The sequence below is a fragment of the Arthrobacter flavus genome (assembly GCF_039526005.1).
GTDB lineage: Bacteria > Actinomycetota > Actinomycetes > Actinomycetales > Micrococcaceae > Arthrobacter_D > Arthrobacter_D flavus.
This window is the reverse complement of sequence record NZ_BAAAIJ010000047.1, coordinates 247,924-259,630: the sequence shown is the minus strand read 5'-3', so window position 1 is coordinate 259,630 and position 11,707 is coordinate 247,924. Positions and strand designations below refer to the sequence as shown.

Here is an 11,707-nt window from a genome sequence, read left to right as displayed (position 1 = left end):
GCCAGGGCGCCACCAATTGCGGACAACATCACAACCCCACGGGAGCCACGTCACAGGAGGGGGCCAGCCAGGGTGGCCCCGTGGACAGGCTGGGTCCCGGGCGGGCGCCCGGGACCCAGCCTGTGTCACTTCCTCAGGGACTGGGCGATCTGAGCCATGATGGTCGGATCGGACAGGGTCGACGAGTCGCCGACTTCACGTCCCTCGGCTACATCCTTGAGCAGGCGGCGCATGATCTTGCCGGAGCGGGTCTTCGGCAGTTCCGGCACCACCAGGATGTTGCGCGGCTTCGCGATCGGCCCGATCTCCTTGCCCACGTGGTTGCGCAGAGTGGTGACGATGTCGTCGTCGTCGACGGCCGACCCACGCAGGATGACAAACGCCACCACCGCCTCGCCGGTCGTTTCATCGGAGGCACCGACGACGGCGGCTTCCGCCACCGATGGGTGGCTCACCAGCGCCGATTCGATCTCGGTGGTCGACAGTCGGTGCCCGGAAATGTTCATCACGTCGTCCACGCGGCCGAGTAGCCAGATGTCACCGTCCTTGTCACGCTTGGCGCCGTCGCCGGCGAAGTACATGTTGTCAAAGCGGGACCAGTACGTGTCCTTGAAACGCTGCGGGTCACCCCAGATGCCGCGGAGCATGGATGGCCACGGTTCGCGGACCACCAGGTACCCGCCTGAACCGTTGGTCACCGACTCGCCCATTTCATCCACGACATCCACCGAGATGCCCGGTACTGCCACCTGCGCGGAGCCTGGTTTGGTGTGAGTGACGCCCGGCATCGGGGCGATCATGTGCGCACCGGTCTCGGTCTGCCACCAGGTATCCACGATCGGCGCACTGCCCCCACCGATCATTTCCCGGTACCACATCCACGCCTCAGGGTTGATCGGTTCGCCCACGGAACCGAGGACCCTGATGGAGCTGAGGTCGTACTTCTTGGGGATGTCCCGGCCCCACTTCATGAACGTCCGGATCGCCGTCGGCGCGGTGTACAGGATGGACACCTTGTACTTTTCCACCAGTTCCCACCACCGGCCCTGGTGCGGGGTGTCGGGGGTGCCCTCGTACATCAGTTGGGTGGCGCCGTTGACGAGCGGCGCATAGGCGACGTAGCTGTGCCCGGTCACCCAGCCGACGTCGGCCGTGCACCAGAACACATCGCTCTCCGGTCGTAGGTCGAACGTGTTCTTGTGGGTGAAGGCCGTTTGCGTCAGATAGCCGCCGGTGGTGTGCAGAATGCCCTTGGGCTTCCCTGTGGTGCCCGAGGTGTACAGGATGAACAGCGGGTGTTCCGAGTCGTGTCCGACGGCCGTGTGCTCAGCGGAAGCGGTGCCGACGGCGTCACTCCACCACACGTCCCGACCCTCGGTCCACTCGACCGGCTCGCCGTTGCGCTTGACCACCACGACGTTCGTGACGGTGTGCCCCTCGCGTTCCAGGGCGCCGTCGACCGCTGGCTTCAACGCGCTGGGCTTGCCGCGACGGTAGGTGCCGTCCGCGGTGACGACGAGCTTGGCTTCAGCGTCGTCGATCCGGTTGCGCAGAGCCTCGGCGGAGAAGCCGCCGAAGACCACCGAGTGTACGGCGCCAATCCGGGCGCAGGCGAGCATGGTGATCACCGCTTCGGGGATCATCGGCAGGTATACCGCCACACGGTCACCCTTCTCGACGCCGAGCGAGAGAAACGCGTTTGATGCCTTCTTGACCTCTTCCGTGAGCTCCGCATAGGTGTAGGAGCGGGTGTCGCCGGGCTCGCCTTCGAAGTGGATGGCCACCCGATCCCCTCGGCCGGCCTCAACGTGACGGTCAAGCGCGTTATAGGCGGCGTTCACGCGGCCTCCAACAAACCATTTCGCGAAGGGAGCGTCGGAGAAATCGAGGGCCTGGGTGAAGTCTTCGTCCCAGGTGAGCAGGTCGCGTGCCTGAGCGGCCCAGAACTCCGGCCCGGCCTTGCCCTCTTCATAGAGGGAGGGCTGTGCTACGGCATGTGCCGCGAACTCTTCAGTGGGAGGAAAGCTGCGCTCCTCCAGAAGCAGGTTCTCAAATGCGTCGCCTTGAGTGGTCTGGGTGTTCTCAGTCATGTTCAACCCTTCATCGTGCCGGATAGCGTTAGGCGGCGAGCCACCCGGTTCGAAACCGGCACGCAGCACCGCGATACTGCTGACCAGACTAACCGCGCGCACCGACTTTGTGTGGGGGCGCTCACACTTGCACATGTGAATGGTCGAATTTCTGCGGTGAGTGGCGGTGAGAAGGGCGCGAGCGGACCCGGATGGCTAGTGGAGGAGGGGCGGGTTGACTACTCTGGTGACAGGAAGCAAGGCTGGCCACTGCGGCCCGCCCGGCCGCTGCGACGATTGGAATCCCGAAATGACACACCCACACACCGATCGGTTCGCTGGCAGCAGTAGCGACAGTTCACACCGCGCCAGCGAGGCGGTTCTTGGCCCATTCACTCTCCGCGAAGCGGTGATCGGCGGTTCGGTGCTGCTGATCTTCATCGGCTCGATGCTTCCCTTCTTTGAGGCCAGCAACTGGTTGGGGAACCTGTGGAACGCGTCCTCTCTCTTTTTTCTGGGAATCGGCATCATCCTCCCGGTAGCAACTGCCGGGTTGATTGCCGCCCGGCGACTCGGGACCGACCTGCGAATCGGTTCGCTGTCGGTTGACCAGTTCGCGTCAGTGGTGGCAGTGCTTGCCGCGACCTTCTTCTTCCTGCAGACGGTCACCTCCTTCCACCTTGGGCCGCTGGTCTGCCTTATCGGCGGGATTGGCATGCTGGCCGCAACTGTCGGAGGCCCGCACCTGCCGATGTTCGCGCAGGACTTTGCCGGCCGGCCCAGCTCGAACGCCCATCTGGTGGCCCGTAGGATCCTGCCAGCCGCACCGAAAAATCCCAAAGCCTCCCAGCCAGTTGCGGCCGAGCAGGTCACCGAGTTCACCCCCCAGTCAGGCGCGACGGCGGCGGCAGGTGCCAGCTCAACAGCGGCGGGGGTGCAGGCGGGTCACGCCGGAACGACGTCGCAGCCTGTCGCGCAGAAGAAGAGCGCAGGCATTGCCGGCAAGCTGGGATTCGGCGCCGCAGCGAAGTCTTCTTCGGACCACCGGGCCCCGAGCGCATCCGATGCTCACCTGAGCAGCGGGGTGGGGGCAGCAGCGGGGGTTCAGGACAAGGAACTGGCCGACGCCGATTCATCAGGCTACCCGCGGTTCGCCGATGAGGATTTTGCCCCATATGGCACGTCGCCCGACTCGGCACAGTCTTCCGGTTCCAAGCCGTCCCCCGAGCCGTCCCCCGAGGGCAACTCCGACACCGATGTCAGCTCACCGACCGCGGCCCCGACGTCGGTGGCCACCGGCCAGCAGGCAACTGCACCCCGGGAAGCCACTGGTCCCGAAACATCGTCGACCACAGCATCCGCCGCAGAACCTGCTGCAACCGCTGCTGCAACAACTTCCCAGCCGGTCGTCGAATCCCAGCCCAGTGAGTCACAAGACTCCATCTCAGCGACCAAGGACGCGGACGACAACGCCCCGGTGGTGGAAGCTTTCTGGTTCGCTGTCGGTTCACCCCGTCCGGTAGTCGACGAGGCCTCCGGTGTCGAGCTCTTCGTCCTGCGTCCAGGTGACTGGGAAGTGGGCATCGAGGACCGAGGCGAGGAATTTCTGGTGCAGGACAAGCGCACGGGGCGGATTGGTGTCATGCGGGATCTCACCAACATCGAGCGCGCTCCGAGCGACGGGTAGGCGCCGCCAGTGGCCGGTACGGTTTCCGCGGGTTCCCAGGATCCGTCGCCGCTCGCCATCACGCGGCGGGCCCGCAGGATTCATCGAAGGCTGGCCGAGGAATACCCCTACGCTGTTGCTGAGCTCGACTTCACCACTCCGTTTGAGCTTCTGGTAGCGACCGTCCTGTCGGCCCAGACCACCGATGTCCGGGTCAACCTCACCACCCCGGCACTGTTCGCCAGATACCCGGACGCCCGCCGTCTTGCTGAAGCCGACGAAACGGAACTGCAGGACCTGATCCGGCCCACCGGATTTTTCCGTGCCAAGTCGAAGAGCCTGCTGGCCTTGTCCAACCGTCTCGTCGACGAGTTCGATGGGGTGGTACCAGCCCGCCTTGAAGACCTTGTCACCCTCCCCGGAGTGGGCCGCAAAACCGCCAACGTGGTGCTCGGTAACGCGTTTGGTATCCCCGGGATCACAGTCGACACCCACTTCGGTCGGCTCGCGCGGCGCTTCCGATGGACCGAGTCCGACGACGCAGTCAAGGTGGAAGCCGACGTCGCCCGTTTGTTCGACCCAAAGGATTGGACCATGCTCTCGCACCATGTGGTGTTCCACGGCCGACGGGTCTGCCACGCACGCAAGCCGGCCTGCGGTGCCTGCCCCCTGTCGGACCTCTGCCCCGCCTATGGTGACGGAGAGGTGGACCCGGTCAAAGCCGCAAAGCTGCTGAAGTACGAGCTGGCACCTGGCCGGGAAGAGTTGCTGGCGCTGATGCGGGGCGGCGCCACACGGCGTGAACTGCAGGCCGCCGGATACAGCCTCGGAGCATGAGCGCCCGTGAACAGTTGCTGGAGCTGGCGAAGCGGTCCGGGTCGCGGCCGGGGACGCTGCGCGGCATCGACCCAGCAGAGGCGCGCCACGCCGCGGTCTTGATCCTCTTCGGTATCCTCGATGACCGGCCAGCTGAGTTCCATGCGGGCGCCGTGCCCGATGATCTGGACATCCTGCTGGTGCTACGTTCCGGGTCGCTGACTGACCATCCAGGTCAGGTGGCGTTCCCTGGCGGCCGGATCGACGACGGCGACGATGGCCCGGTAGCTGCGGCGCTCCGCGAGGCGTGGGAGGAGACCGGCGTCGATACCGCGGGGATCGAGGTGCTGGGACCACTCCCTGAGTCAGGGCTTCCGGTCAGCAACTTCCTGGTCACACCCGTGCTCGCCTGGTGGGCAGACCAGTCACCGGTAACGGTGGTCGACGAAGCGGAGTCCGAACACGTCTTCCGGGTGCCCGTGGCGGATCTGCTCAACCCGGCGGGGCGACGGTCTGTGAGTGGGCAACGCAACGGCGTCACCTGGACCACCCCGGCGTTCCTGGTCCGGGACGTCACGGTCTGGGGATTCACTGCGATGCTTCTGGATGCCCTCTTTGATGACCTGGGGTGGACCCTGCCCTGGGACCGGTCCGCTGAGATCCTGATCCCGACCTAGCGTGCGCCGAGGAACCGGTCCAGGGAGTCGTCCATCGCCCGCAACCACGGGGTGTGATGGGGCGACGCTTCGGTCCCCGTCATGACCGAAGTATGGGTGTCATCGCGATAACCCAGGATGTTGTTTTCCTTGTCCTTGAGCCACTGCTTGAAGAGGTCAGCGACCCGGTCCAGATCAAACGCAGGGTAATCTGTCGCCGCGATGAGTTCCCGGAGGTAGTCGGTCTGGAAATCAACATCATCGAAATGGGAATCGATGGTGTTCTGGCGGGCAAGCCAGGTCTGCATATCATCAAGGCGCTCGGCAGCCGTCGGCACCGGGATGAGTCCCAGGATCACGTCCCGGGCAAACCAGGCCTGGGCATCAAACATGTTGAAGGTGAAGTATTGATCCTGCATGCCGAGATACGTCAGGCGCGGGTTGTCATGCCACAGGACCCCCTTGTAGAGGTTTTCCGGATACAGCACGTTCGGGGTGTGCAGCGCCAGCCCGGTGGGCAGGAACGGAAACTTGTGTTGATAGCCGGTGCAGAGAATGACGGCGTCGAAGTCCGACTGTGACCCATCGGAAAAGTGGGTGGTGCTTCCTTCGAACTGCGTCACGAGCGGGCGTTCCCGGACGCCCTCGGGCCAGGCGAATCCCATCGGAGCCGTGCGATAACTGAAGGTCACCGATCCGGCACCCATTTTATAGGCCTGCATGCCGATGTCTTCCGCGGAGTAGCTGCTGCCCACCAGGAGGACGTTCTTGCCTGCCAGGGCCTCCGCGCCGCGGAAGTCATGGGCGTGCAGCAGTGTGCCGGGGAACGTCTCGATACCCTCAAAGTGCGGGACATTCGGCGTGGAAAAGTGCCCGCTGGCGACCACTAGACGGTCGAAGACATGGCTGGTGGTGATGCCGTTGGTGAGATCTTCGACGATTACCGTGAACTCGCCGGTGGCATCACTGTAGTCAACCCAACGTGCCACCGTATTGAACTGGACGTATTTGCGGACATCGCTTTTTTCGACCCGTCCCTTTATATAATCAAAAAGTACTGCGCGCGGCGGAAAGGATGAAATGGGGCGCCCAAAATGTTCATCAAAGGTGTAGTCAGCAAACTCAAGGCATTCTTTAGGGCCGTTCGACCAAAGATGCCGGTACATACTGCCGTGTACTGGTTCCCCACGTCTGTCCAGCCCTGTCCGCCAGCTGTAATTCCACTGTCCGCCCCACTCGGACTGTTTCTCAAAGCAGGTAATGTCCGGCATCTCGCCGCCAAGAGTTCTCGCGGCCTCGAAAGCCCGCAATTGGGCGAGTCCGCTGGGGCCCGCTCCGATGATTCCGACCCGTAATCTCATGACTCTCCTCAACGTTGGTGCCCAGTCGTGATGCCAACACTGTGGGATTCTCAGGCGATAATTCGTGTCTGGATTTAATAGACTGTTTTGCCAACTAAACGTAGATTGTTTGGATAAGTCAAAGTTGACATTTTACGATGACTATCCGTCACGCAAATGTTTACATTTCTTGTTATTTAGCGTCTGCGTAGGAATCCACGACCATCACATTGACCGCAAATTCGATGGGGATGTCCCCGAACATCAGCCGGGTTGCCGACTGTGCCGCCTCGGTGACCACGCGGCAGACGTCGTCGACCTGGGACTCCGGAACATGAAGCATGACCTCGTCGTGCAGGAAGAACACCAGCAGATCAACGGGAGCTGGAACCACCTTCGTACGCAACTGGCGCCGCAGCTCGGCGAGCCAACAGAGCGCCCATTCGGCTGCCGTCGACTGGACCACGAAGTTGCGGGTGAACCGGCCGCGCGATCTGGCCAGATTGTCCGCCCGCCGCTGCTCGTCAGCAGTGGAGCTTTGCTGCGACGCCCGCCACGAGTCAGTCACCGGAGGACAACCGCGCCCGAGATAGCTGCTCACCACGCCTCCTGCTTCGCCCGTACGGGCAGCACTTTCCACCACCGCAATAGCCTGCGGATAGGTGCGGGCCAGCTGCGGCAGCAACCGGCCGGATTCACCAGTGGTGGCGCCGTACATCGCACCCAGCATGGCGAGTTTTGCCTTGGCGCGGTCTCCGAAGCCCTGTTCAGCAATCCCTTGGTACAAGTCTCTTCCCCGTGCCGCAGTGGCCAGCGCCGAATCGCGGCCCAGCGCGGCGAGCACCCGGGGTTCCAACTGCGCGGCGTCGGCCACCACAAACCGGTATCCCGGATCGGGGCGCACCGCGTCACGGATTTGCCGGGGGATCTGGAGGGCGCCGCCACCCCGCGAAGCCCACCGTCCCGATACCACCCCTCCCACCACATACTCGGGCCTGAAGCGGCCGCCCTGCACCCAGGCATCCAACCAGGTCCACCCATTGGCGGTCAGCAACCGGGAGAGCTTCCTGTAGCGCAGCAGGGGCTCAATCCCCGGGTGACTGTGCTGCTCCAGCTCCCAGGACCGTGTGCTGGTCACCTCGATGCCTGCCCGGTGCAGCGCTCGCAGCAGGTCCTGCGGTGAGTCAGGGTTGAAACCGGGGTTATTTAGGTGCACCCGTAGCTCGCCGGCTATCCGCTCAAGCTCAGCAGGCCGTACGCCTTCCCGGGGGCGCGGACCCAGCTGCGATTCCAGCAGCTCCTCATGGAGGTCACGACGCCACGGTATTCCTGCGGCCTCCATCTCGGCGGCCAGGAGGGCACCGGCCGATTCAGCAGCAAGCAGGAGCGACAGCCGTTGGGGAAACCGCCCCTCCGCAACAGCCCGCTGCTGGTGGCGAAACTCGGCGAGAACATCATCCGGCCCGGGCCCGCCGGTGGTGGAAGGAGTCTCGAACAGGCTGAACTGCCCTGGCGATGCGGCAACCGGGGGAAGCTGCCTCGCGGGCGCCTGGTCCTGTGGGCCAGCACTGCCCTGCAGCCGGGTGATGTAGGGCAGGTCAGCTGCGAAACGAGAATGCCGAAGGATGTCCCGGCACAGGCTCAGGTCGTGGCACCGCTCGATACTGACCTTTTGGTGCAGGAGCTGCGGGTACCAGGTGCGGGTGGAATCCCACACCCAACGCGCCTTCTGCGCCTCAAAGTGGCGGACGGCCGCGGGAAGTTCGTCGCGCCCGACGACGACGGCTGCCCCAGTGGCCGATCCTGAGGCATCCGCGGGCTGCAGCACAGCGACAGCGTCGTCTGCCAACCCCTCAGCAGGCCAGGCGGAGCTGCCTGGGGCTTGCGGTGAGGACACGACAACATACATGGCTCCATTGTCTCCCGGCCCAACGACACTCCTGGTCGGGCCCGGCGGCCAGGTGCCCCTTTCCTGTGAAGGCACCAGCCCTCCACAGCTGGAGTTCCCGGAAGCCTGTCCACATACGCCAGTCAAACAGCCAGGGGAGCATCCCCGCGGCACACGCTTAACCCATGACAGAAGGACGTCCCTGGCTCCCGGTGTCCGGGCGGGCAGGCTTAGCGTTGGTGACCAGTTCGCAACGCATTCGCGATGAAACAGCGCGGGTCGCCGCTGCGGCAGGGCTTGAGCTGACTGTGGCGACAACGCTCCCCGAAGCCCGCCAGCTGCATCCCGCTGCGCTGCTCGTGGGCAGCGACAGTGCAGCACATGGCTCAGTAGCTGACGGCGAGCTGATCCTGGTGGGCCTATCGGGGGAGGACAGCGCGGTGTGGCAGACGGCAACCCGGTTCAACGCCTCCCAGGTTGCCCTGCTACCCGCTGCTGCTGGCTGGCTGGTGGAACGCCTCGCTGGTCTTCGGGCAAGAGGCCCGCGTGGTCACGTCCTCGGCGTGATGGGCTGCTCAGGCGGGGTCGGAGCCAGCTCGCTGAGCTGTTGGCTCGCACTTGCCGCCGCCCGGTCCGGTCGGTCGTGTCTGCTCCTCGACGGTGATTGTGCGGGCGGGGGACTGGACCTCGCCCTATCTGAATCACTGTCGGGTATCCGATGGGAAGATCTCGGTGAGGTCAGCGGCACGCTCAACCCAGATCAACTCATGGATGCACTCCCCGTGGTCAGTGGTGTGTCAGTCCTGGCCATGGGAGGGTCGCCAGCGACTGAGGCAGGGATACTTGGCTCTTCAGCTGTGAAGTCAGTGCTAGACGCGGTCCGCAGCGGTTTTGACCTGACCATCGCTGACCTTCCATCCGGCTGGCCCTGGGGCGGACCGCTGCTTTCCTTCTGCGACGAGTTGGTACTGCTGGTCCCGGGACGCCGTCGCCCCATCGCGGTGGCCCATTCGATCGTGCAGCAGACCCAGTTCCTCCCCGTCGGTCTCGTGGCCCGCGGCCCATTCGGCGAAGGCCTGGATTCGCACCGGGTGGCCGAACTGGTGGGTGGGCCCCTGACTGGGCATCTTCCTCAGCTGCGGGGCGTCGCCACGGCTGAACGGCAAGGACGACTCCTGGCCATGGGCAAGCAGCGCCCGGTGCGGGTCCTCACCGCCCAGGCGTTGGCGACGGTGCCTTTCCGTACTGCGGAACCCAGACCGTGAGCGATCTGACACGCAGTCGCCGCCGAGCTAGTGCGGGCACTGACAGCGGGAACCATGATGGCGCGGCGGCGATGGTGAGCGAAGTCCGCCTGGCGGTTCTCGCCGACCAGCTGCCGCTCAGCGGGGCTCGGCTGGCTGCCGCCGTCCAATCGACAGGCAAGCTACTGGGGGCCACCGGAATGCTCCGCACCGTTGACCAGGTGCACGCCGAGCTGCAGGGGCTGGGGCCACTGCAACACCTGCTTGAGGACCTCACCGTGACAGACATCCTGGTTAACGGGCCCGATGAGGTGTGGGTGGACGGGGGCGCCGGATTACGGCGAACCTCCCATCGTTTCAGCACCGATGCCGAGGTGCGCGCCTTGGCGACCCGGCTCATTTCCGCCGCTGGTAGACGCCTCGACGACGGCAACCCGTGCGTCGACGTCCGCTTGGCCGCATTTCGCGTCCATGCTGTCCTGCCGCCGGTGTCCAACCGGGGCACTCTGCTGTCTATCCGCGTTCAACGTCATCGTGAGTTCACCATGGCTGAGCTGATCGAGTCGGGGACTCTTGATCCGCTCATGGCCGAGGTATTGCACGCTGTAGTGGTGCGACGGCTGAACTTTCTGGTCAGCGGTGCAACTGGCACCGGCAAGACGACGCTCCTGTCGACGCTGCTAGCTCTGAGCGCTTCCTCTGAACGCCTGGTGACGGTTGAGGATGCGGCGGAGTTGACCCCGCGGCATCCCCACGCAGTTTCCCTGCAATGCCGCCACAATAATGCGGAAAACTCCGGTGCAATCGACTTGGCGGAACTGGTACGACAGGCGATGCGCATGCGTCCCGACCGGCTGATCGTGGGGGAGTGCCGTGGCGCGGAAGTCCGGGAACTGCTCGCAGCGATGAACACTGGTCACTCCGGTGCCGGCGGCACGATCCACTCCAACTCAGCTGAAACCGTCCCCGCACGGTTGATGGCCCTGGGCGCGCTGGCCGGCCTGAACCGTGAAGCAATCACCCTGCAAGCCGCCAGTGCGCTGGACATCGTGGTGCACCTGGTGCGCAGCTCAGGGGGACGACAGGTAGCGGTGATTGGCCTGATGGAACTCGACAACGCCGGCGCGCTGCGAGTTCGTCCCGCTCTTGTCCGGTGCGGCGGGGGATGTGAGGCGGCGTCGGGCTGGGCCCGGTTGCAGGATCTACTCAGGATTGGACCGCTGTCATGATAGGCATCGCCGTTGGTGCGTTGCTGGTTGCGGCCTTTCTCATCCTCGCCGTACCGGAGACCTGGAGGCGAGATCTGAAGAACGCTCGGGAGCCATCCCGGTTCCGGTACCGGATCGCAGCGATACGCAAACTGGTCCGACCCGTCGAAGTTGCCCCGTCCGAGCTGCCCCTGTTCGTGTACCAGCTGACAGCGCTGCTGGAGGCTGGAAGGGCACCGCACCAGCTATGGCAGGACATGACCGTGGTGTACTCGGCGGCCAGCGGGGAGCGGAACCCGGGAACCGCTCCCGGGTTCGACCAGGTTGCGCTGCCAGTTGTTCGCGCCGCCCAGCAGGCGGCAGTACTCGGGGCTGGGGTCCCGGAGGTCCTCCGGCGCGCAGCAGCTGATCCGCACGAACGCGAACGTTGGCGCTTGGGCCGAGCCAGGATCCCCCCAGCAGACTGCTCGGGCATGTGGCGGGACCTGGCGGTATGCCTGGAATTATCTGAGCGAAGCGGCGCGCCGCTGGTCGAGGTGCTGGGCCGGTATGCCGCCCAGTTGGAGCAATCCCTCGGCGCCGCCGCGTCACGGGCAACGGCACTGGCCGGGCCGGCCGCCACCGCGCGTCTCCTCGGCTGGCTCCCGATCTTCGGACTTGGGTTGGGCTACCTGACCGGCGCTCAGCCCCTCGCTATCCTATTTGGGTCGCTCCCCGGGCTCATGTTGCTGGGTGCAGGGAGCCTCCTCATGGTGGGTGGACGAGTCTGGTCCTATCGGCTTGTTGCCGCTGCGGCCCGGGATGGCTGAGGTGACCGGGC

The 11,707-nt window shown here is 64.8% G+C and carries 9 protein-coding genes; 6 read left to right on the top strand and 3 right to left on the bottom strand.

The window, feature by feature from the left end; genetic code table 11:
* Positions 1-125 precede the first annotated feature (125 nt).
* Positions 126-2,090: an acetate--CoA ligase gene (acs, locus tag ABD059_RS11300; RefSeq protein ID WP_343880046.1), complete on the bottom strand. Its 1,965-nt coding sequence runs from the start codon at positions 2,088-2,090 to the stop codon at positions 126-128.
* 289 nt (positions 2,091-2,379) lie between these two features.
* Between acs and ABD059_RS11295 the strand changes: the two genes are divergently transcribed.
* From ABD059_RS11295 to ABD059_RS11285, 3 genes are read left to right on the top strand one after another with little or no spacing between them, the layout of a single operon-like run.
* Positions 2,380-3,756 (top strand): hypothetical protein, encoded by a 1,377-nt coding sequence (locus ABD059_RS11295; RefSeq protein ID WP_343880044.1) that lies wholly within the window; start codon positions 2,380-2,382, stop codon positions 3,754-3,756.
* A gap of 9 nt (positions 3,757-3,765) precedes the next feature.
* On the top strand, positions 3,766-4,572 hold the full coding sequence (nth, locus tag ABD059_RS11290) for an endonuclease III (protein WP_343880042.1): 807 nt from the start codon (positions 3,766-3,768) through the stop codon (positions 4,570-4,572).
* On the top strand, positions 4,569-5,228 hold the full coding sequence (locus ABD059_RS11285; RefSeq protein WP_343880040.1) for an NUDIX hydrolase: 660 nt from the start codon (positions 4,569-4,571) through the stop codon (positions 5,226-5,228). The genes nth and ABD059_RS11285 overlap by 4 nt, the downstream gene beginning before the upstream one ends.
* On the opposite strand, the gene ABD059_RS11280 is transcribed toward ABD059_RS11285, so the two are convergent.
* A complete protein-coding gene (locus tag ABD059_RS11280; protein ID WP_343880038.1) occupies positions 5,225-6,568 on the bottom strand; it encodes an NAD(P)-binding domain-containing protein in 1,344 nt (447 codons plus the stop codon). The two genes, ABD059_RS11285 and ABD059_RS11280, sit on opposite strands and share 4 nt — an antisense overlap.
* Positions 6,569-6,740: 172 nt before the next feature.
* Complete coding sequence (locus ABD059_RS11275; RefSeq protein WP_343880036.1) at positions 6,741-8,456, bottom strand: bifunctional 3'-5' exonuclease/DNA polymerase; 1,716 nt, start codon at positions 8,454-8,456, stop codon at positions 6,741-6,743.
* A gap of 164 nt (positions 8,457-8,620) precedes the next feature.
* Between ABD059_RS11275 and ssd the strand changes: the two genes are divergently transcribed.
* From ssd to ABD059_RS11260, 3 genes are read left to right on the top strand one after another with little or no spacing between them, the layout of a single operon-like run.
* Positions 8,621-9,700, top strand: a complete 1,080-nt coding sequence (gene ssd, locus ABD059_RS11270) for a septum site-determining protein Ssd (protein WP_343880033.1) — start codon at positions 8,621-8,623, stop codon at positions 9,698-9,700.
* Positions 9,697-10,908 (top strand): TadA family conjugal transfer-associated ATPase, encoded by a 1,212-nt coding sequence (locus ABD059_RS11265; RefSeq protein ID WP_377959548.1) that lies wholly within the window; start codon positions 9,697-9,699, stop codon positions 10,906-10,908. The genes ssd and ABD059_RS11265 overlap by 4 nt, the downstream gene beginning before the upstream one ends.
* Positions 10,905-11,696, top strand: a complete 792-nt coding sequence (locus ABD059_RS11260; protein WP_343880031.1) for a type II secretion system F family protein — start codon at positions 10,905-10,907, stop codon at positions 11,694-11,696. The genes ABD059_RS11265 and ABD059_RS11260 overlap by 4 nt, the downstream gene beginning before the upstream one ends.
* The last annotated feature ends 11 nt before the right edge of the window (positions 11,697-11,707 follow it).